The following is a 20,581-nucleotide window of genomic DNA, read 5'->3' as shown; positions in this document are numbered from 1 at the left end:
TCACATTTACCTGATGATTAAGGATCTGCTCCGCTTTTTCGATAAATGTGTGAGCATTAGTAGCCAAACGCAATGTCGCTGTCGCGACAATACTAACGTTTTGCTTGGGGATATCCTGTAAGCGCTCAGCAAACAAAGCAAGGCATTCCCATCCTCTTTGCATCGCCTCAAGCGACAATTCATTTTGGTCATTAAGCCCAGATGCCAGCCGCACCTTCCTTTTCACACGGCCAATTGTGTGAATACCGCCTGCCATATGTTTCGCTATCAACATATGAAAGCTGTTAGACCCTAAGTCTATTACAGCGTAAATATCTTCCTTCGAAGCAGTCTTTGCCACTTTTTAAACCTCAACAAATCGCTTTAAGCGCTTACTACTTTACTATCCAAGTTTACTTGGATTGTGGTTTTCTGTAGCCACCTGTTCGGCGACCACCACCACGTTGCTTGTTACCACTATTACCATGGCCTGAATGACGACGTTTATTTACTTGAGGCGCACGCAAGTCAGTTAATAGTGCTGTTTTATCATAATGAGAAACAGGAATTGCATGCTCTATGTATTCCTCTATCTCATGTAAATTATAGGCGTATTGCTCGCACGCAAAACTAATCGCATGTCCAGATGCACCAGCTCGACCCGTACGACCAATGCGGTGAACGTAGTCTTCTCTGTCATCCGGCAAGTCGAAGTTGAACACATGACTTACTTCAGGAATATGTAAACCACGTGCAGCAACATCAGTCGCCACCAATAAATCAACATCGCCACGCGTAAACTGCGCTAAAATTGACTGGCGTTTCTTTTGATTCACGTCTCCAGTAAGCAAGCCTGCACGGTGGCCATCTGCTTTCAGCCATGCGTATACGTTTTCGCAGCTGTGCTTAGTATTAGCAAAAATGATTGCCTTCTCTGGCCACTCTTCCTCAATCAAAGTCAGCAGTAAAGGTATTTTGTCATCTGTTGACGGGTGAAATAGCTCTTCTTGAATACGTTTGCCCGTTTTAACATCTGGCTCAATTTGCACATGAATAGGATTGGTCATGTGTTCGAATGCTAACTCTTGCACTCTGTATGACAGTGTTGCAGAGAATAATAGATTTAATCGCTCTTCACGACCTGGCATGCGATTGAACAAATAACGAATGTCTTTGATAAAACCTAAATCAAACATTCGGTCTGCTTCATCTAGCACAACCACTTCGATATCATTGAGGTTATAAGCACCCTGCTTATAAAAATCGATTAAACGCCCAGTCGTTCCGATTAGTATATCCGCGCCTTTTTCCAGTTGAGCCCGTTGTTTTTCGTAATCTTCGCCACCATATACAAGGGCAAGCTTAAGATCACAACGTGGCGCAATGACTTGCGCGTCCTTATGTATTTGGATAGCCAACTCTCGAGTCGGTGCCATAATAATTGCACGAGGTTGCGTTTTTTTATCCTTTTTAGTCTGCAATAGGCGATGACAGGTCGCGGTCAAAAACGCAAGAGTTTTGCCCGTACCAGTTTGTGCCTGGCCCGCGATATCGCGGCCTTCACAGATGTAAGGTATATACTTTGCTTGGATTGGCGTACAAAATTCGAAGCCATTTTCCTGTAAACCGGCGACCACTTCCGGTGCTAAAGCAAAGTCGTTGAATTTTTTATTGGTCAAATGTGTCTTAGTCATAGCAATAAAGCATAACGTTTAAACTTGCAATAAGAAACAAGAGTGTTTAAATACGCATTAAATATTTCGCCTAATTCTAACGGAGAGCGTAATGAGCGACAAAATTATCCAACTAACTGATGACAGCTTTGAAGCTGACGTAATCAAATCTGACAAGCCTGTACTAGTAGATTTCTGGGCAGAATGGTGTGGCCCTTGTAAGATGATTGCGCCTATCCTTGATGAAGTTGCAGAATCACACGGTGACCGCGTAGCGATCGGCAAACTAAATATCGACCAAAACGCTGGTACTCCACCTAAGTACGGTATCCGTGGTATTCCAACACTATTACTGTTTAAAGATGGTGCAGTAGCAGCAACTAAAGTTGGTGCTCTATCTAAGACTCAACTCGTTGAGTTCCTAGAAAACAACCTGTAATTCAGGTTGTTACACACTCTGCGGCATAACTGCCGCAGTTGTGAAGCTGATCTATATCATTTTTAATAGAATAAAATTTGTATAAACACTGGACGACCCGACGCCTAGCTGCTAACTTATAAAGCCACAAACCTTTAAGCTTTATCAAATCAACCTCTCTCGTGAAACTAACGAGAATGACAACTGTAATAAAGAACCCACCAATATGCATTTACGCGAATTAAAAGACAAGTCAATCAATGAACTTGTAAAACTGGCTGAGTCCATGGGACTTGAAAACGTAGCTCGTTTAAGAAAACAAGATATTATCTTTGCTATTTTGAAAGCGCACGCGAAAAGCGGCGAAAATATATACGGCGGCGGTGTTTTAGAAATTTTACAAGATGGCTTCGGCTTTTTACGTTCTTCAGAAGCATCTTACCTAGCTGGCCCTGATGATATTTATGTTTCTCCGAGCCAGATTAGACGTTTCAGCCTGCGTACCGGTGATACCATCGTTGGTTTAATCAGACCACCAAAAGATGGCGAAAGATATTTTGCATTATTGAAAGTTAATGAAGTTAACTTCGATAAGCCTGAAAACTCTCGTACCAAAATCCTATTCGAAAACTTAACGCCTATTCATGCTAATGAGCGTATGGTAATGGAACGCGGTAATGGTAGTACCGAAGATATTACCGCTCGAGTGTTAGACCTTGCCTCTCCAATCGGTAAAGGTCAGCGTGCACTTATCGTTGCACCACCAAAGGCGGGTAAGACAATGTTGCTACAAAACATTGCTCAGTCCATCACATACAACAACCCAGATGCAACTTTGATGGTACTACTTATCGATGAGCGTCCGGAAGAAGTAACTGAGATGCAGCGCCTTGTTCAAGGTGAAGTTATTGCCTCTACGTTTGATGAACCAGCTAACCGCCACGTTCAGGTAGCAGAAATGGTAATCGAAAAAGCAAAACGCTTAGTTGAGCATAAGAAGGATGTTATTATTCTACTTGACTCAATTACACGTCTTGCTCGAGCATACAACACGGTCATTCCTTCATCAGGTAAAGTATTAACTGGTGGTGTTGATGCCAATGCACTTCACAAGCCTAAGCGCTTCTTTGGTGCTGCGCGTAATGTTGAGGAAGGCGGAAGCTTAACCATCATCGCAACGGCACTTATCGATACCGGCTCTAAGATGGATGAAGTTATCTACGAAGAGTTTAAAGGTACGGGTAACATGGAACTACATCTAAACCGTAAGATTGCGGAAAAACGTGTATTCCCAGCTATCGACTTCAACCGCTCAGGTACTCGTCGTGAAGAGCTACTAACGAAAACTGACGAACTTCAGAAAATGTGGATCTTGCGTAAGATTGTGCATGAAATGAGTGAAATCGATGCGATGGAATTCCTTATTGATAAGCTTTCCATGAGCAAAACAAACGATGAGTTTTTCGACTCAATGCGTCGTAAGTAAGTAGACTCTAAGTCTAGTTATTGAAAAGCCAGCTTATGCTGGCTTTTTGCGTTTCAGGTTCGCCAACTGCCTGTTTTTGTTCTATACCTTACCTAGTGAATTTAAACCAAATTTGAATAATGAACCTAGGGACTTAGAATGAAGCCGAGTCGTATTATTGCCGCTGTCACGCTTTTTAACTTGGCTTCAGTAACACTCGCTATTACCTTACTATCCTCTGATGAGGCTAGAGTGGCCGTCGCAGTTAGCGCTTTAACACTCGGGGCATTATTGCAATTCTTATGTTTAAAAAAAGCCTCTTCTGCTGAAAAAGATATGGAGCATCTAGTTCGCAATTTTATCAGTGACAATGGTGTCGACCTAACATATCGCTTTAACGAACAAGATAAAAATATTTCTAAGTCCTGCCTACTAATGAATGATTGCTTCGCCGTTATAGAACATATAATTAGTGAAGTGTACGCATCTTCTTCTCGACTTCACCCAATGGCGGATAGCTTAAGAGATACCTATGCATCCATGACACAAAAGGCAACACTACAACATACGCATGGTGAATACTTAGCTACTTCAATACAGTCTATGTTAGAGATTTCTGCGCGTTTAGATACGAGTTTAGAGCAAATCTACGCATCTGTAGAGAATGCCACAACGGCAGTGAAACAGACCCGATTAGATACCGATAAAAGCCAAGAAAGTCTGCTAACACTTGCAGACAACATCAAGAAAACCAGTGAACAAATAGAATTGCTCAAAACTGACAGCAATGAAATTAGTTCTGTGCTTGAAGTCATTAACGGTATTGCAGAGCAAACCAATTTACTTGCGCTAAATGCTGCAATTGAGGCCGCACGAGCAGGCGAACTTGGCCGAGGCTTTGCTGTCGTCGCTGACGAAGTGCGTAATCTTGCAGCAAGAACAAGCCAATCAACTAAGGAAGTAAGTCTGGTAATTAGGAAAATACAATCCGGCACAGAATCCGTTCATGCGCTGATGCAAGCGGCGCTGCAAGAAACCGCCAATACCGTGAAATTAAGCGAAGCGTCGACAAAAGAGGTTGATGAAATAGAAAACGCAATGCTTTCTATCAATCAAATGTCCCATGACATTCATCAACAAGTTGAAGAGCAGAAACAAGCCTCTGACGCAGCTCAAGAAAGTATAGAGTCAATGGTACACCTGAATTCCGATGCCCTTTCAAGTACCAAAATACAGGCCGTCTCCAATCGTGACCTCATCGCCCTTTCGCAAAGTATTCATTCAAAGTTATCCATGTTTAAGATTTCAGATTACACGCCAGAACTCGATACCAGAAAAGACAGCTCCCGAGTATCTATCAGTGATGATGAGCAACCTGATAATCTAAAGGTGGATGATTCCGACGATATAGAGCTATTTTAGGAGGCCAATGATTCTTGAGATTTTAGCTGATCACACATTGCAAGAAACAGAGATTGAAATTGATCTTCACTTCCTTGCTTTAATACCTTCTCAAATTCTATAGCGATACTTGCAAGCTCTGGAAATTCAAACATGGATGCCGCCCCCGCCAACTTATGACAAATAGTCTGAAGAGTGCTCAGATCTTTGTTTTGCCACGCATCAATCAACAAGTAGCGCTCTTGCTCAAAAGTGCTTGCGAAACTATCTCGCAAATCCGATAAATCAATATTAAGTTCATACGCTTTGCCGTCAGACTCAAAGTTTAAGTGCGTATTCAATACCGCTAGTAATTCATTTTTATTAATCGGCTTGCCAATGTGACCATTGAACCCTGAATCAATATATGATTTTACCTCTTCCATCAGCACATTAGCGGTTAACGCGTATATTGGACCAGAGTAGCCCGCCGAGCGAATGATCCGAAGTGCCTCCACCCCGTCCATTCTTGGCATTTGAATATCCATAAGCACCAAATCAGGAAAGTCGCTAAGACACTGTTCAACTGCTCGAGCACCATTTTCGGCTACAATAACCGTTGCACCAGTTCTCTCTATCATGCGAGAGAATAGTTGCCGATTCTCGGGGTGATCTTCCACAACCAGCACCGTACCTGAGAGCAAAGGTTGCTTGGACTGCGGTTCTTGAATTTCGGTAATAGCCGTATTGAGGTAAACAGTACAAGGGACACAGAAAGAGAAAACACTGCCATGATCAACAACACTTTGTACTTTGATTTCACCATTCATCATGTGGGCAAGCTGGCTCGATAAACTTAACCCCAGCCCAGACCCCCCAAAACGCCTTGTTATACTGTTGTCAGCTTGTTGGAAATTATCAAAAATTCGACCTATCTGCTGCTCAGTCATACCAATACCGGTGTCCTTCACCACAAACTGTAAACCATGGTGCGTTTCAGATACCTCCAATTCGATACGGCCTTTTTCGGTAAACTTTAGGGCATTACTTAGCAAGTTTATTAGTATTTGTTTTACTCGAATGTAATCCAAACGTACATAAGCGTTAGCCCTTACCTGATCACAGACAATAAACTCTAATTGCTTACTCTGTATATTTTGTTGAAACATATCACATAAGTCAGCAAGTAAGCTGCTTACCGAAAATTCAGTTGCTTCTAGCTCTAAGCGCTCGGCTTCGATTCGACTTAAATCCAAAATATCATTGACGAGATCGCGTAAATGTAATCCTTGATTATAAATAGTTCTGACCGATGCTTGTGCCTGAGCATTTAAATCTTGTTCGACCAACAAGTCTTCTGCATGTCCCAGCACCGTGGTAAGTGGCGTCCTAATTTCATGACTCATGTTTGCCAGAAATTGACTTTTCACTTGGTTGGCCGCCTTTAACTCATCCGCTTTTTGCTGAAGCTCAGATGTTCTCAACGCTACTTTTTGGCTTAACTCCAGTTTTGCTCTTTGCTCAACCTTACGCCGATAGAGTGCGAAAGTTGTCAGTAAAGTTAATATCGCGATGATAACACCCAACAATTGTAATTGGCTGCGCTGTTCCTCTTTCAGCAACTGTAATTTTTGTTCTTGCTTGAGCACTTCGACTTCTCGAGAAAGTTCACTAGCCTCATACTTAGCACGATAGTCATTAATCCTTTTCAGCATGTCATCATTCATCAAGCGGTTTTGCGCTTCCAAATTTTGTGAGTCATAATCTCTAGCGCGCTTAATATTTCCTTGTGCAGCCTCAATCAGCGCTAACAAACGAAGTGCCATACGCTCTCTTTTCTGTTCATGCATAACTCGACTTGCCGCTAAACTTTGCTCTGCATTAGTCAGCGCTTCTGTTAGCCGCCCTTGAGCGAAGAAAATTTGTGCTAAGGTGAACTGAGCTTCCATTAGGTTGGCAGGATTCTGAGCCTTTTCGGCATAATAGAGCGCAAAGTTTGCTTCTTTTTCGGCTAATTCTAATTGGTTTTGTGAATAGCTCAATAAAGCAAGATTGCCATATTCAAATGACAAGTGGCGGACATCGTTCTGCGCTTCATAATAAGTAATTGCTGCTTGGTACGACGCTTTGGCAAGCGCGGGGCGTTTAGTCTCAGTGTATAGCACGCCAAGATCTGCTTGAGCTAGCGCAACACCATATTCATCGTTTAGCTCGACGAATGCGTTTAGGGCTTCATGGAGCATTTCTTCCGCTTTATCATAGGCACCTTGACGAATATAAACACCCGATATATTTAGTAAAATATCGGCATGATCTTGAGCATCGCCAAACTCTTGGTAAAGTTCATCTGCTTTTAAATAATTATGTAGTGCCAAGTCAAGTGTGAAGCTATTAAAATACGCCAACCCCAAATTACTATGTAAATTAGCCATTTCGATGGGGACATTACGTTGCTCAGCTAACGCTAATGCCCGTGAGTAAAACTCAATAGCCTGTTGATAATGACCAAGGTAAAAGTAGCAGATCCCTTGAACCTTTACCGCTGAAAAATGGTTGTCACTCAGTCTGTCTGATTGCGTTATCAACTCTAACTGATTGAGAAAAACGAGTGCATCTTTGAATTGATTTTGTTTATAAGCAGACTTACCTAGACTAAGCAAAAGTTCTACTTTTCTTGCCTTTCCTAGGTTTTGCTCCGTGAGCAACTCAGTGCCCAGTATTTTTTGCTGTTGCCAATTGGTGGTTTGCTCCACCTCTGAGATCCGCTCAGCAAGGGTGCTATCATTTAGTGTGGCGTTAACTTGAAAACAACTGGAGAAACACAGGCTACAGGCAAACACAGACCAGGGCTTTAGTAGCCTCGATAAATTCATTGTTGCTCTCCATTGCTTATCATTTAGTCTGCGTGGTAGTGTGAAGATACACCAAGACTAAAGAGGCGACAATGTTCAATCCGCTAACAGATGTTATTTTTAGACTAATTTGTCAAAATCAATCTTTAAAAGTGCACACTATTGCCGCCGCTCTGATGGAACAACAGCAACTACCTCGCCTTGATGAAGATGAAAATAAAAATCTATTTAAACGTAACTTCCTGATCATGAATGCCCTGTATCAACTCCAGCAAGAAGTATTCGCTGAGGGCCTGTATCTACATGTAGAAGCACTCAATATTTATCTAGCTCCACAACTAGGTGAACATTCATTAGCGTTAGATGACCCGCTCAGAAGTTATTATTTAGACTGGCAGCATTACGAAACCAGTAGTGAAGAAGTGAGTGCTCTGTTAGATAATTTTTGGCAACAGTTTACATTTAGCGGCGCTCGCCAGCGACTTGCCATCAAACCTGACGAATTAAACGCGATTAAAACGCGCTGGAGACTTCCTAAAGGTTATGATCGCAGGATGTTAAGCCAATGTTGGAGAAAACTGGCCTTGACTCATCACCCGGATAAATCAGGTGATGAGGAAACATTCAAACGCTTAATGAATGAGTATGAAATACTCAAGCAGGCCTTAAGCACGTAAGGCTTTATAGCGCTTATTTTTAATCTTACTATTGTTAAGCTTACGTAGTGCAGGCTTCACTGCCTCGCGTTTTACAGCCACGAATGTTTGCACATCATAAATATTGATTTTACCAATTTGCTTGAAGCTTATGCCTTCTTCACCAGTCAAACTGCCCACGATATCTCCTTTGCGAAGCTTTTGCTGCTTTCCGCCTTCAATCATGAGGGTCACCATATTCGACTTATAGGCTGGTTTTTCGAGCAGCGAATGACTCGGCAACGTGCCATGTTTTAGCTCTTGACCATATATTTCCGCCAACTGTTTTATTTTGAAGGCTTCTTTTTCTCCATAAAGAGATACTGCGATACCTTTGTGCTCACCCCGACCCGTACGACCAACACGGTGAATATGCGTCTGCGGCTCAAGCGCCAAATGATAATTAACCACAAGCTCAACTTCCTCAACGTCGAGCCCTCGAGCGGCAACGTCAGTGGCAACTAGAATATTGGCACTCTTGTTAGCAAAAGTGAGCAATGACCATTCACGTTCACCTTGATCTAAATCGCCATGTAACTCGACGCAAGCTAGTCCAGTTTGACGTAATTCTTCGAATAGTCGCTTAGTCTCAGCTTTGGTATTACAAAAAACGATACAGCTTTGCGGCTGATGTTGCATTAACAGCACTCTCAGTGCGTTAAAGCGCATTTTATTGTTGTCTAATTTATAAAAGGTTTGCTTAATGCTGTGGTGTGCTTGTTCTTCTTTCGCTTCAACAAACTCTGGCTCACGCATATATTGCTTCGCCAGTTTCATGATCTTGTCTGGGTAAGTCGCACTAAACATTAGTGTTTGTCGAACTTCAGGCACATACACTAAAATGCTTTCTAGCGTTTCAGTAAAGCCCATATCCAACATCTGATCGGCTTCGTCGAATACCACAGTCTGCGTTTCAGTCAGCATGAGTGAGCCATTAAAAACATGCTCTTCAACCCGACCAGGTGTACCAACAACTATATGCGCACCGTGTTGTAACGCTCGAGTTTGAGGTTCAATTGGCACTCCTCCGCAGAGTGTTTGCACTTTGACGTTACCAATTAAAGCCGCAACTTTTCTGATCTCTTGTGCGACTTGATCAGCCAACTCTCTCGTTGGACATAACACCAAAGCTTGAACATCATTGCACTCGGGCTGCAACTTATTTAGCAGCGCAAGTGAAAACACCAGTGTTTTACCAGATCCGGTTTTCCCTTTCACGACTAAATCTCGTCCAGTCAGCGCCGGCGCTAAACTCACAGACTGTACTGCCGTTGGCACTATGTAGTTAAGATCTACAAGGCGCTGAGCAAGCGCTTGGTTTAGAGGTAATTGAGAAAATGAAGTGATCGACACAGTGCTTTCCTATTCGCTATCTTAATCGCGTATTTTATACCAAATGTGTAAATTCGCTAACCGCTTTACTCTATTATTCCAAGATAAAGCGCCCCTAGATTGTGGATGAATTTCCCTCATCGCAATACACGGACTTACATCACAATTTATGCTTTAATCTCTCGGTAACTCCATTTTTACCAAGGATTATCATGAAGTTTAAATCACTATTGGCATTTGGTTTATTAAGCGCAGGTTTGAGCACAGCACTGCAAGCCGAAGAATTTACTACACAACAATTAGAACAAGTTAAACAAGTTAGAGAAGCCGCAAGCCACAGCAACCTAAGCTGGCAACTACTAGAATCCCTCACCACAGAAGTAGGCCCACGCTTACCGGGTACCGAAAATGATAAAAAAGCGGTAGCTTGGGCAAAGAAACAACTTGAGCAATTGGGCTTTGACAAAGTCTGGCTTGAGGAAGCGACCTTTCCTGAATGGCGCCGCTACCATGAGTCTGCAAAAATCCTGATACCGAGCGAACAACCGCTACACCTTACCGCACTCGGTAACAGCGTCAGCACACCAAAAGATGGACTAAGTGGTGAGGTAGTTTTATTTGAAACCCTCGATGAGCTGATTGCTGCGCCAGACAATAGCTTAAAAGGTAAAATAGCCTTTATTAATTACCGCATGAACCGCGACATTGATGGTAATGGCCATGGACCTGCGGTAAGAGCTCGTAATAGCGGTGCCGTAGAAGCCGCTAAAAAAGGCGCTATCGCCTATATGATGCGCTCAGTCAGCACCAGCCACCACCGCTTCGCGCATACTGGCGGCAGTCACTATAAAGCGGGAGTGACAAAGATCCCGTCCACTGCAGTTGCGAACCCAGATGCAGATCAGCTAGCACGCCTTATCAACTCAGGTCATGCCGTTAAAGTCGCGCTAAATATTCAAACCGAGGACTTAGGTGAAGGAACCAGTTACAACGTCATCGGTGAATTCACGGGCACCGAATTTCCAGAGCAATATGTCTTAATTGGTGGTCACTTAGACTCTTGGGATCTGGGTACTGGTGCACTCGATGATGGCGCTGGTGTTGCATTGACGATGGCAGCAGCAAAGCACATTGCCGATGTAAAACGCCCTAAACGTAGTGTCCGCGTAGTCCTATTTGCAGCAGAAGAACTCGGTCTCTGGGGAGCAAAAGCTTATTTTAAAAAGCATCAGGCAGAATTAGACCGCATCGTAGCCGCATCCGAGTCCGATTTTGGTGCAGATGTAGTGTATGCGTTTGAATCAAACGTAAATGCCGCTTCCTTACCAGTTGTACGTGAGATTGCAAAGCAATTGGCGCCGCTCGGCGTTACTTATATTGGCAAGAATAGCGCACATGGTGGTCCTGACTTAATTCCGCTGAAAAATGCCACATCGGCGCCAATCTTCGCTTTACACCAAGATGGCACGGATTATTTTGATTATCACCACACAGCTGATGACACGCTTGATAAAGTCGATCCGGCAAAATTAAAGCAAAATACCGCGGCATACGCTGTATTTGCCTTAATGGCAGCCGACGCCAAAACGAAAATGGCAGGGAAATAAAATCTTACACTTATGGGGACAAGTACACTTGTCCCCTACACTCAAGTTGCCTACCTTAGACATACCCACACGTAACTAACTAATAGAATATGGAAATCAAAAGCGTATTTTTTTCCTTTTACGACACAATATTCAACTTTATCAGTAAATATAAAGTTGCGATGTCGGCACTGATTGTGGTCACTATTGCACTTTACTTTTATAACCAACATCAACAACAAATCGCTAGTTATCAAACATACTTAGCCTCCCCACAAATCGATGACCTGATTATTTTTGACGCTGGCAAAAACACAGGGCAAGCTTATGATCCAGCTTTTCAGATACTACAAATTACTGAACTAACAGATGACAACATTGAAGTGAAGGAAAGTGCCTACACGTATCGAACAATGCGTAACATCACCCGAGATATCCGTGTCAGCATGCTAATGACCGATCATTATTTTAAGCCACAAAGGCTGACGCTAGAAAAAGACAATCTATTAGACTTACTTGACAATGAAACGATTGTTTCCGTCTACAGACCAGTCGGGATCCATGTACTTGGCGGTGTTGTTAGACAACGATTTAAAAAGCCGAAGCCATTATATAACGGACCTAAGATCTCTGCACAGAATCAAGAAGCAATTCACGCTTACAGCCAAGGAAACTTTGAAGAAGCAAAAACGGGATTTGCAGCAGCGGCTAAAACTGGCAACCCTTGGGCACAATATAACTATGGAACAATGCTTCGCGACGGTGAAGGCGGTGCAAAAGACATTAAAAAGGCGATCCACTGGCTTAAACTTGCCGCCGAGCAAGGTAATCATAAAGCACAATCGGCTCTGGCTAAGTTATGCCAAGACTACCCCTGTTAACTGTGACTTTGCTTGTGATACTGCATAGTCAAAACGTTTGCTTCAAACTCTTGTTGTGCCACAGGCTTAGAATGAAAATAGCCTTGTGTCATATCACACAGTAAATTCTTTAAAAACATGCATTGTGCAGGGGTTTCAACCCCTTCTGCAATGACCTTTAAGTTCAATTTGTGCGCCATCAAGATAATCGCACTGACGAGCGCTTTATCTTCTTCATCTTCAGGTAAATCACGAATAAAGGTTCTATCAATTTTCAATTTAGAAAGCGGGAAGCGCTTGAGGTAACTCAACGACGAATATCCAGTACCGAAGTCGTCAATCGCCAGTTCTACGCCCATTTCTCTTAATGCTTTTAATTGTGACAATATTTTGTCTGAGTTTTCAACCAGTACCGACTCTGTGATTTCCAATGTCAGATACTTTGCTTCCAGTTTGGTATCTCTAAGTACTTTTCTTACTAGCTCGACCATATCTTGGCGTTTAAACTGAATACTAGAAACGTTAACTGCAATAAATAAGGGTCTACCGTAGTTGTCTTGCCAGGCTTTAACTTGAGAACAAGCGTGATATAGCACCCACTCCCCAATGGGTAAGATAAGGCCTAGTTCTTCGCAAACGGGAATAAACTGATCGGGTGAAACATGGCCCAGCAACTCACTTTTCCATCTTAACAACACCTCGCAGCCAACGAGGTCGCCGCTGCCAAGCTGTGAAAAAATGGGCTGGTACACCAGTGATAATTCTCGATTAGACAGTGCTTTATGCAAAGCGCTTTCTAACACGCTACGCGCTTTGGCATGTTGATGCATCGCTGAAGTATAGAATTGAAAACAGTCGCGACCATGTTCCTTGGCTTTATACATTGCACTGTCGGCATTACGGAGCAAAATTTTTCGGTCGGTGCCGTCATCTGGGTAAAGCGTGATCCCCATACTACCGGAGACATAAGCTTCGTGTCCTTCCAAATGAAAAGGGTTGGCTAGCGCACGTAAAATCTTCGTCGCAACCAGCTCTAAATCACTGATGGAACTTATATCTTGTAGCAATAAAGCAAATTCATCCCCACCTAACCTTGCAACGGTATCAGAGCTGCGCACGCACTCATTAATACGGTTTGCTGCTTCTTTGAGTAATAGATCACCAATATGGTGCCCAAGCGTGTCATTCACTGCTTTAAAGCGGTCAAGATCGATAAAACAAATAGCAAAGCGCTCTTCTAGCTGAGCTGCTCGTTTTAACGCTAAATCAAATTTAACGTGATAATGATGGCGATTTGCAAGGCCCGTCAAACTATCAAAGTTGGCTTGCTGCCACATCAACTGCTCGTTACGTTTTCTCGAGGTAATATCACTGAATAAGGCAACATACATATCAATCTCCCGAGCTTCATTAAATACTGCGGATACCTGCAGCCAACTCGGATAAATTTCACCATTTTTGCGCTTGTTCCAAATCTCTCCTTCCCAATGGCCTTTGTTAACCAAATCATCATATAACGCATTGAAAAAGCGCTCATCGTGACGCCCAGAGTTTAGGATTGATGGAGTCTCCCCTATCACTTCATCCATGCCAAAGCCTGTAATTTCGCTAAATGCGCGATTTACCATTTGGATTTGATTATGTTTGTCGGAGACCAACACGCCTTCAGTGGTTGTCGCAAATACCGTACTTGCCAAACGCTGTTCTCTTTCGTTCTCAAGTTCTTCCGTAATATCCTGAATAACATAAATGAAGCCAAGCTTAGCTTGCGTTTCGCTTACTACAGGGGCACAAGAAACCCGAACATTACGATAGTCAAAACGCGCATCGAGTTGGCACTCCAGCGTACCTTCCGTTAGCAGCTTTTCACTATCAAGCACATCAAATAAGGTATAAATAGATTTTGATTTTAACGCTTCTAAACTATCAAAATCCTTTAATACTGAACCATTAGCGGCTTCTATATGATGAGTTTCATCCGTAAACACCAGGTATGCTTTAATACCATCAAAAATGGCACTGAGTTTTGCGCCTTGATCTTGTGCTCGCTGATTGGAGCGCCTTAGCCTGACCAAAACGGTCATCAATACCGCCATCGATAGAATAAGCACAGCAATTACCGCAGTTAACAGAATGACCTGTACCATATTGGCTTGCTTGATTTTTTCAGTCTGTAACAAGACCTGCTGTTCAAGGTTAGCTTGGTAGTGCCAGAGATCTTGCTGTAGCTTACGCTTTTCACTCATATCTTGAATGATAGAAAGTAATCTAGGTTTGCCATCACTATTTTCAAACGGCGTTGAGTGAACACTTACTGTTTTCACACTACCGTCTGCAGTTTGATGTTGGAAGATAAAATAGTTGCGGCCTTCATTTAAAGCTGCTTGACGCTCATTGGCAACCTGCTCGGCGGTAAATAAGTTGATATCTTGAATGACTTTTGATTCTAGTACCGCCTCGCTATAACCATAGAATGCGGCGGCAGCTTTATTGGCATCTAAAATCTTTCCAGACGTGGGCTCGATGATCAACATCACCGCACCATGATTAGAAAAAGTATAATATGGTAACTCGTGAGCTGGTGCTGACATACAAAACAGCAACAGCAGCCCCCCGAGCAATTTTGACATCAACTTCAAACTCAGACCCCTCAGGATATCGTTTTATGCAATCGCGGCGACTATAGCGCAAAGGGTATGTGAGCTACATCGAAAGTCGATTTTTGCTTGTTTCATATCAAAACAACTCAACACACACATCTTTTTATAACAATTTATACACTTGCTCCGGCGTACTGACAAGCCGATAAGTTCTGAAAGTGTAGTCTATTTCGCAATAGTGTAGACGTAAAAGCGAGTAACTAAACCTTTCACCATCCCATCCGTACAGCTAGGAAAAATATGCCTAGTTGATATACTAGGCCAAACTCAACTCATAGTGCGCCGATGAAATACCAAGACTTACGAGATTTTATAGCCCAGCTTGAAAAACAAGGAGAACTTGTTCGCGTCAAGCAGCCCATTTCCACCAAACTAGAAATGACTGAAATTGCAGATCGAACGCTGCGAGCAGGTGGACCCGCTATCCTATTTGAAAACCCTGTAGGTTATGACATTCCAGTACTGGCTAACCTATTTGGCACACCAAAGCGCGTTGCAATGGGGATGGGACAAAGCGATGTCAGTGAGCTAAGAGAAGTCGGCAAGTTACTCGCTTTTTTAAAAGAACCCGATCCACCGAAGGGAATTAAAGAAGCCATTGGCCAGCTACCGGTATTCAAACAAGTGTTGAATATGCCTGCCAAAGAAGTGAAAAAAGCCCCATGCCAAGAAGTCGTATTGAGCGGTGATGAGGTCGATCTCACTACACTACCTATTCAACATTGCTGGCCTGGTGATGCCGCACCTTTAATCACATGGGGGTTAACGGTAACCAAAGGTCCTTATAAAAAGCGTCAGAACCTAGGGATTTATCGTCAGCAGTTATTGGGTAAAAACAAAATTATTATGCGCTGGCTATCACATCGCGGTGGCGCGCTTGATTTTCAAGAGTGGTGCAAAGAGCATCCGGGCGAACCGTATCCGGTATCAGTTGCACTTGGCGCTGATCCGGCGACGATTTTAGGTGCGGTGACCCCGGTTCCAGATACCTTGAGCGAATACGCATTTGCGGGTCTACTGCGTGGTAGTAAAACGCAGGTCGTTAAATCGATTTCTAACGAGCTGCAAGTACCAGCGAGTGCCGAAATCGTCTTAGAAGGATATATTCAACCGGGCGAACTCGCGCCAGAAGGCCCTTATGGCGATCACACCGGCTACTACAATGAAGTTGACGACTTCCCTGTAATGACTGTCACCCATATAACGCATCGCAAAGATCCAATTTATCACAGCACTTATACAGGCCGTCCGCCTGATGAGCCAGCTATTCTTGGTGTTGCCCTTAACGAAGTATTCGTACCGATTTTACAAAAGCAATTTCCGGAAATCGTCGATTTTTACCTTCCACCAGAAGGCTGCTCATACCGCATGGCGGTCGTCACCATGAAAAAGCAGTATCCAGGGCATGCTAAACGCGTGATGATGGGCGTATGGTCTTTCCTTAGACAATTTATGTACACCAAGTTTGTCATTGTTTGCGATGATGATGTAAATGCTCGCGACTGGAATGATGTAATTTGGGCGATAACCACACGTATGGATCCCGCAAGAGACACCACCTTAGTTGAAAGCACGCCTATCGATTATCTCGATTTTGCTTCCCCTGTGTCCGGACTTGGTTCTAAAATGGGTATGGACGCAACCAACAAATGGCCGGGTGAGACCGACCGTGAATGGGGCGAGCCTATCGTTATGGATCCCGAGGTTAAACAACGCGTTGACGAAATTTGGGATACCCTAGGGATCACCATCAAATGACATATATCATCTAACATTGTGCACTCAGCTATGCTAGAGTGCACAGACTTTAGCCACGTGCTTAATAAAGGTAACACATGCAAGTATTAGCAGCAGAGGTTGTCTCAATTACACCTCTTACGGAATTTGTTCACAAAGTTATATTAAAACCTGAAGAAGCGGTGCAATTTGAAGCCGGCCAGTATCTGCAATTGGTACTTGGTGAAAAAGACAAACGTGCTTTCTCGATTGCCAGCAGTCCTTCAAAAACAGAGCAGTTAGAGTTACATATCGGTGCTTCTGGCGCTGACTCTTATGCCATGCAGTCACTAGATCACCTACGTAACGCTTTTGATACAAAGCAAACCGTTGCATTAGAAGTTGGTCTTGGCGTATCTCAGATCCGTGTTGATCAAGCGCGTCCACTAGTACTACTTGCCGGCGGCACAGGGTTTTCTTATGTCAAATCTATGGCCGATCACTTGGCTGAAACGGGTTACGACCAACCAGTATTATTTTACTGGGGTGTAAAAGAAGAAGCTGCGCTTTATGCAAAAGCGGAGATGGAAGCTTGGGCCGCCTCAAATAAACATTTCCAGTTTATTCCTGTGGTAGAAAATGCCAGTGAAGCATGGAAAGGCCATCGTGGTTTCGTTCATCAGGCTGTGATGAAAGATATCGTTTCTTTAGAGCCGTACAGCATCTATATGGCAGGCCGCTTTGACATGATTGGCATCGTGCGTGATGACTTTATCAATCATGGTGCTGAGCGTGACTTTATGTACGCCGACGCTTTTGCGTTTATTAAGTAACCTGAGCTGCGGATAATTAATGCCTTTCTAGCAGCCAGTTTTAGCGCTAACTGCGTTGAATTCACTTCCAATAGCCAGCTATTGGTGCGTAAATTCGCCTTGTTTTCCCTAAAACTCTCTGGCTAGACAAGGAAAAAACTAAGTTGTGCTTTAGAAACAATGAGTTGGAACATTCCTTATCCAAACCTCAGGTTAAGTAACTTAAGACAAGTTATTTAATAGCAATTTATCCAATGTGTGGCTGGTCTTTAGTCACACATTGGAAAAACAGAACAAACCAATCAAAACAATCCATTTTACCAAAGCAGTCTCACCCGCTACTCTCATATTACACACAAACACCGCGAGAAGTATGATGAGTAAACTCTATGTTCGTGACATTATGTCACCCGATTTCCCACTGTTAACCGCCGAGACCGAACTAACCGACGCAATTAGTTTGCTACAAAAGCATCATTTAATTGGTGCGCCAGTGATTGATGCACAGCGTCATCTTGTTGGATTTATTTCAGAGCAGCAGCTACTCAAGCCTTTGCTTAATTCCAGCTACTTTTGTGATGGTAAAGTACATCTGAGAGACTTACTGGCTACGCCTGCCCTCAGCATTGAAGCTGCAACAACCGTTGTCGACCTTGCACAACGCATGCAGCAAAATAGCCCTAAGGTTTATCCCGTACTCAATGAAGGCAAAGTGATTGGTATTGTGACGCGCAGCCAAGTCGTTGCGGCGCTAAAAGAGAGTTATCTTAGCTGTGCGGGATGATCCCACACAGCAACTTCAGCCTACGCTTTCTTAGCAAGCAACGCTTTTTTATCAGCTTCGCTTAAAAAGGCAATCTCAACCGCATTGCGCTGCGCTTGATGGATATCACTCAAATCTAAACCTGCCGCCGCAGCTGCATGGCTATACTCGTTATCCAACTCGATACCTTGAACCGCAGGGTCATCGGTATTGATGGTCGCCAATACACCATGATCTAAAAATGCTTTCAATGGATGCGTGGTTAAACTTTCGACAGTGCTTGTTTGGATGTTACTGGTTAGGCAAGACTCGATCCCAATACGATTATCACGTAAATAATCCATTAGAGCTGGGTCATGGATTGCTTTAACTCCGTGACCGATACGTGTTGCACCTAGTTCTTTAATGGCTTGCCAGATACTTACCGCGCCCTCAGCTTCACCAGCATGTACCGTCACACCAAGGTAAGCATCGCGAACCTGCTTATAATGCTCAATAAACAGCTCGCCCGGGAAGCCCAGTTCGTCACCCGCGAGGTCAATCGCAACCAACTGCTCTTTAAAGGCAAGTAGCGCGTCTAGTTCATATTGGCATTTCTCCACACCAAATGTGCGTGACATAATCCCGATCAGATTAACCTTGATGTCTTGACCCTTGACTGCACTTAAACAATGAGTTGGAACATTCCTTATCCAAACCTCAGGTTAAGTAACTTAAGACAAGTTATTTAATAGCAATTTATCCAATGTGTGGCTGGTCTTTAGTCACACATTGGAAAAACAGAACAAACCAATCAAAACAATCCATTTTACCAAAGCAGTCTCACCCGCTACTCTCATATTACACACAAACACCGCGAGAAGTATGATGAGTAAACTCTATGTTCGTGACATTATGTCACCCGATTTCCCACTGTTAACCGCCGAGACCGAACTAACCGACGCAATTAGTTTGCTACAAAAGCATCATTTAATTGGTGCGCCAGTGATTGATGCACAGCGTCATCTTGTTGGATTTATTTCAGAGCAGCAGCTACTCAAGCCTTTGCTTAATTCCAGCTACTTTTGTGATGGTAAAGTACATCTGAGAGACTTACTGGCTACGCCTGCCCTCAGCATTGAAGCTGCAACAACCGTTGTCGACCTTGCACAACGCATGCAGCAAAATAGCCCTAAGGTTTATCCCGTACTCAATGAAGGCAAAGTGATTGGTATTGTGACGCGCAGCCAAGTCGTTGCGGCGCTAAAAGAGAGTTATCTTAGCTGTGCGGGATGATCCCACACAGCAACTTCAGCCTACGCTTTCTTAGCAAGCAACGCTTTTTTATCAGCTTCGCTTAAAAAGGCAATCTCAACCGCATTGCGCTGCGCTTGATGGATATCACTCAAATCTAAACCTGCCGCCGCAGCTGCATGGCTATACTCGTTATCCAACTCGATACCTTGAACCGCAGGGTCATCGGTATTGATGGTCGCCAATACACCATGATCTAAAAATGCTTTCAATGGATGCGTGGTTAAACTTTCGACAGTGCTTGTTTGGATGTTACTGGTTAGGCAAGACTCGATCCCAATACGATTATCACGTAAATAATCCATTAGAGCTGGGTCATGGATTGCTTTAACTCCGTGACCGATACGTGTTGCACCTAGTTCTTTAATGGCTTGCCAGATACTTACCGCGCCCTCAGCTTCACCAGCATGTACCGTCACACCAAGGTAAGCATCGCGAACCTGCTTATAATGCTCAATAAACAGCTCGCCCGGGAAGCCCAGTTCGTCACCCGCGAGGTCAATCGCAACCAACTGCTCTTTAAAGGCAAGTAGCGCGTCTAGTTCATATTGGCATTTCTCCACACCAAATGTGCGTGACATAATCCCGATCAGATTAACCTTGATGTCTTGACCCTTGACTGCACTTTGTACACCATCTACTACGGCTTCAACAACGCCCTGCGGGTGTAGATTATGGGTTTTTGCCATGTAGTAAGGACTGAACCTTAGCTCAGTGTAATCAATACCTTGTGCAACTGCGTCGGCAACATTTTCAATCACAATACGGCGACAAGCATCGTAGTCACCCAGTACTTTTACGCCCCAATCTAGTTTTTCAAGAAACGCCATTAGATTGGGGGCATTATCCAACACTTGAACATGCGGGCGTAGACCTTCGAGATCCGTTGCCGGTAAATCCATATTAAACTGCTGGCCAAGTTCTAAAATCGTTGTAGCACGAACGTTACCATCTAAGTGGCGATGTAAATCTAATAGTGGGAGTGTGTTATTGATCATAAGAGACTCGATTTGCAGTTAAAATTTTTGGGATCATACGCACCTAAACTGAGATAGCAAGGACATATGTCAGAATTGAGTATAGCTAACTTTAATACA

17 protein-coding genes (1 of these 17 running past the window's edge) are annotated in these 20,581 nt (G+C 43.5%); 10 read left to right on the top strand and 7 right to left on the bottom strand.

The genetic code is table 11. From position 1 onward, the window contains the following. Together gppA and rhlB are read right to left on the bottom strand one after the other, a co-directional pair. A protein-coding gene (gene gppA, locus PPIS_RS15600; RefSeq protein ID WP_010378177.1) for a guanosine-5'-triphosphate,3'-diphosphate diphosphatase crosses the window boundary here: on the bottom strand, positions 1–340 show its start. 1,169 nt of this gene lie to the left of the window's left edge; the window shows 340 of its 1,509 coding nt (coding positions 1–340); the start codon lies at positions 338–340; its stop codon lies beyond the left edge, outside the window. A gap of 52 nt (positions 341–392) precedes the next feature. Continuing rightward, positions 393–1,673 carry an ATP-dependent RNA helicase RhlB gene (rhlB, locus tag PPIS_RS15595; protein WP_010378175.1) on the bottom strand — a complete coding sequence of 427 codons (1,281 nt, stop codon included), beginning with the start codon at positions 1,671–1,673 and terminating at the stop codon, positions 393–395. Positions 1,674–1,764: 91 nt separating this feature from the next. Between rhlB and trxA the strand changes: the two genes are divergently transcribed. The 3 genes from trxA to PPIS_RS15580 all read left to right on the top strand — a co-directional run bounded on the left by trxA (position 1,765) and on the right by PPIS_RS15580 (position 4,957). Beyond that, positions 1,765–2,091 carry a thioredoxin TrxA gene (gene trxA, locus PPIS_RS15590; protein WP_010378172.1) on the top strand — a complete coding sequence of 109 codons (327 nt, stop codon included), beginning with the start codon at positions 1,765–1,767 and terminating at the stop codon, positions 2,089–2,091. Between the two features lie 205 nt (positions 2,092–2,296). Further along, positions 2,297–3,556: a transcription termination factor Rho gene (rho, locus tag PPIS_RS15585; protein ID WP_010378171.1), complete on the top strand. Its 1,260-nt coding sequence runs from the start codon at positions 2,297–2,299 to the stop codon at positions 3,554–3,556. Between the two features lie 138 nt (positions 3,557–3,694). Beyond that, positions 3,695–4,957 (top strand): methyl-accepting chemotaxis protein, encoded by a 1,263-nt coding sequence (locus PPIS_RS15580; protein WP_010378169.1) that lies wholly within the window; start codon positions 3,695–3,697, stop codon positions 4,955–4,957. On the opposite strand, the gene PPIS_RS15575 is transcribed toward PPIS_RS15580, so the two are convergent. Continuing rightward, a complete protein-coding gene (locus PPIS_RS15575) occupies positions 4,954–7,788 on the bottom strand; it encodes a response regulator (protein ID WP_010378168.1) in 2,835 nt (944 codons plus the stop codon). The genes PPIS_RS15580 and PPIS_RS15575 overlap by 4 nt on opposite strands. 71 nt (positions 7,789–7,859) lie before the next feature. Between PPIS_RS15575 and PPIS_RS15570 the strand changes: the two genes are divergently transcribed. After that, complete coding sequence (locus PPIS_RS15570; protein ID WP_010378167.1) at positions 7,860–8,444, top strand: DNA-J related domain-containing protein; 585 nt, start codon at positions 7,860–7,862, stop codon at positions 8,442–8,444. Here PPIS_RS15570 and dbpA read toward each other — a convergent pair. After that, positions 8,433–9,815 (bottom strand): ATP-dependent RNA helicase DbpA, encoded by a 1,383-nt coding sequence (dbpA, locus tag PPIS_RS15565; RefSeq protein ID WP_010378165.1) that lies wholly within the window; start codon positions 9,813–9,815, stop codon positions 8,433–8,435. The genes PPIS_RS15570 and dbpA overlap by 12 nt on opposite strands. Before the next feature lie 191 nt (positions 9,816–10,006). Here dbpA and PPIS_RS15560 point away from each other — a divergent pair, with 191 nt between their 5' ends. Then, positions 10,007–11,401 carry a M20/M25/M40 family metallo-hydrolase gene (locus tag PPIS_RS15560; protein ID WP_010378164.1) on the top strand — a complete coding sequence of 465 codons (1,395 nt, stop codon included), beginning with the start codon at positions 10,007–10,009 and terminating at the stop codon, positions 11,399–11,401. A gap of 89 nt (positions 11,402–11,490) precedes the next feature. Next, the gene (locus PPIS_RS15555) at positions 11,491–12,261 is read left to right on the top strand and encodes a tetratricopeptide repeat protein (RefSeq protein ID WP_010378162.1); all 771 of its coding nucleotides are present in this window, start codon (positions 11,491–11,493) and stop codon (positions 12,259–12,261) included. Here PPIS_RS15555 and PPIS_RS15550 read toward each other — a convergent pair. Next, positions 12,258–14,870 (bottom strand): sensor domain-containing protein, encoded by a 2,613-nt coding sequence (locus tag PPIS_RS15550; protein ID WP_010378159.1) that lies wholly within the window; start codon positions 14,868–14,870, stop codon positions 12,258–12,260. The genes PPIS_RS15555 and PPIS_RS15550 overlap by 4 nt on opposite strands. 315 nt (positions 14,871–15,185) lie before the next feature. On the opposite strand from PPIS_RS15550, the gene ubiD reads away from it, so the two are divergent. From ubiD to PPIS_RS15535, 3 genes are all read left to right on the top strand, one after another. Continuing rightward, complete coding sequence (gene ubiD / locus PPIS_RS15545; protein ID WP_010378157.1) at positions 15,186–16,658, top strand: 4-hydroxy-3-polyprenylbenzoate decarboxylase; 1,473 nt, start codon at positions 15,186–15,188, stop codon at positions 16,656–16,658. Positions 16,659–16,735: 77 nt separating this feature from the next. After that, on the top strand, positions 16,736–17,449 hold the full coding sequence (fre, locus tag PPIS_RS15540; RefSeq protein ID WP_010378155.1) for an NAD(P)H-flavin reductase: 714 nt from the start codon (positions 16,736–16,738) through the stop codon (positions 17,447–17,449). Positions 17,450–17,801: 352 nt separating this feature from the next. Next, the gene (locus tag PPIS_RS15535) at positions 17,802–18,212 is read left to right on the top strand and encodes a CBS domain-containing protein (RefSeq protein ID WP_407873786.1); all 411 of its coding nucleotides are present in this window, start codon (positions 17,802–17,804) and stop codon (positions 18,210–18,212) included. A gap of 20 nt (positions 18,213–18,232) precedes the next feature. On the opposite strand, the gene add (PPIS_RS15530) is transcribed toward PPIS_RS15535, so the two are convergent. Beyond that, positions 18,233–18,883 carry an adenosine deaminase gene (gene add / locus PPIS_RS15530; protein ID WP_321527299.1) on the bottom strand — a complete coding sequence of 217 codons (651 nt, stop codon included), beginning with the start codon at positions 18,881–18,883 and terminating at the stop codon, positions 18,233–18,235. Positions 18,884–19,055: 172 nt separating this feature from the next. Here add (PPIS_RS15530) and PPIS_RS15525 point away from each other — a divergent pair, with 172 nt between their 5' ends. Continuing rightward, the gene (locus tag PPIS_RS15525; RefSeq protein ID WP_407873786.1) at positions 19,056–19,466 is read left to right on the top strand and encodes a CBS domain-containing protein; all 411 of its coding nucleotides are present in this window, start codon (positions 19,056–19,058) and stop codon (positions 19,464–19,466) included. A gap of 20 nt (positions 19,467–19,486) precedes the next feature. Here the strand turns inward: PPIS_RS15525 and add (PPIS_RS15520) are convergent, their stop codons facing one another. Beyond that, positions 19,487–20,482: an adenosine deaminase gene (add, locus tag PPIS_RS15520; protein ID WP_010378151.1), complete on the bottom strand. Its 996-nt coding sequence runs from the start codon at positions 20,480–20,482 to the stop codon at positions 19,487–19,489. Positions 20,483–20,581 lie beyond the last annotated feature (99 nt).

The organism is Pseudoalteromonas piscicida, from assembly GCF_000238315.3.
Classification (GTDB): Bacteria; Pseudomonadota; Gammaproteobacteria; order Enterobacterales; family Alteromonadaceae; genus Pseudoalteromonas; species Pseudoalteromonas piscicida.
The sequence above is the reverse complement of the archived record's forward strand: the minus strand, read 5'-3'. Positions and strand labels throughout refer to the sequence as shown.

Excerpts from the sequence above, each read along its gene's own strand:
- rhlB (WP_010378175.1), bottom strand. The coding sequence starts at position 1,673 with ATGACTAAGACACATTTGACCAATAAAAAATTCAACGACTTTGCTTTA.
- trxA (WP_010378172.1), top strand. The coding sequence starts at position 1,765 with ATGAGCGACAAAATTATCCAACTAACTGATGACAGCTTTGAAGCTGAC.
- rho (WP_010378171.1), top strand. The coding sequence starts at position 2,297 with ATGCATTTACGCGAATTAAAAGACAAGTCAATCAATGAACTTGTAAAA.
- PPIS_RS15580 (WP_010378169.1), top strand. The coding sequence starts at position 3,695 with ATGAAGCCGAGTCGTATTATTGCCGCTGTCACGCTTTTTAACTTGGCT.
- PPIS_RS15575 (WP_010378168.1), bottom strand. The coding sequence starts at position 7,788 with ATGAATTTATCGAGGCTACTAAAGCCCTGGTCTGTGTTTGCCTGTAGC.
- PPIS_RS15570 (WP_010378167.1), top strand. The coding sequence starts at position 7,860 with ATGTTCAATCCGCTAACAGATGTTATTTTTAGACTAATTTGTCAAAAT.
- PPIS_RS15560 (WP_010378164.1), top strand. The coding sequence starts at position 10,007 with ATGAAGTTTAAATCACTATTGGCATTTGGTTTATTAAGCGCAGGTTTG.
- PPIS_RS15555 (WP_010378162.1), top strand. The coding sequence starts at position 11,491 with ATGGAAATCAAAAGCGTATTTTTTTCCTTTTACGACACAATATTCAAC.
- PPIS_RS15550 (WP_010378159.1), bottom strand. The coding sequence starts at position 14,870 with ATGTCAAAATTGCTCGGGGGGCTGCTGTTGCTGTTTTGTATGTCAGCA.
- ubiD (WP_010378157.1), top strand. The coding sequence starts at position 15,186 with ATGAAATACCAAGACTTACGAGATTTTATAGCCCAGCTTGAAAAACAA.
- fre (WP_010378155.1), top strand. The coding sequence starts at position 16,736 with ATGCAAGTATTAGCAGCAGAGGTTGTCTCAATTACACCTCTTACGGAA.
- PPIS_RS15535 (WP_407873786.1), top strand. The coding sequence starts at position 17,802 with ATGATGAGTAAACTCTATGTTCGTGACATTATGTCACCCGATTTCCCA.
- PPIS_RS15525 (WP_407873786.1), top strand. The coding sequence starts at position 19,056 with ATGATGAGTAAACTCTATGTTCGTGACATTATGTCACCCGATTTCCCA.
- add (WP_010378151.1), bottom strand. The coding sequence starts at position 20,482 with ATGATCAATAACACACTCCCACTATTAGATTTACATCGCCACTTAGAT.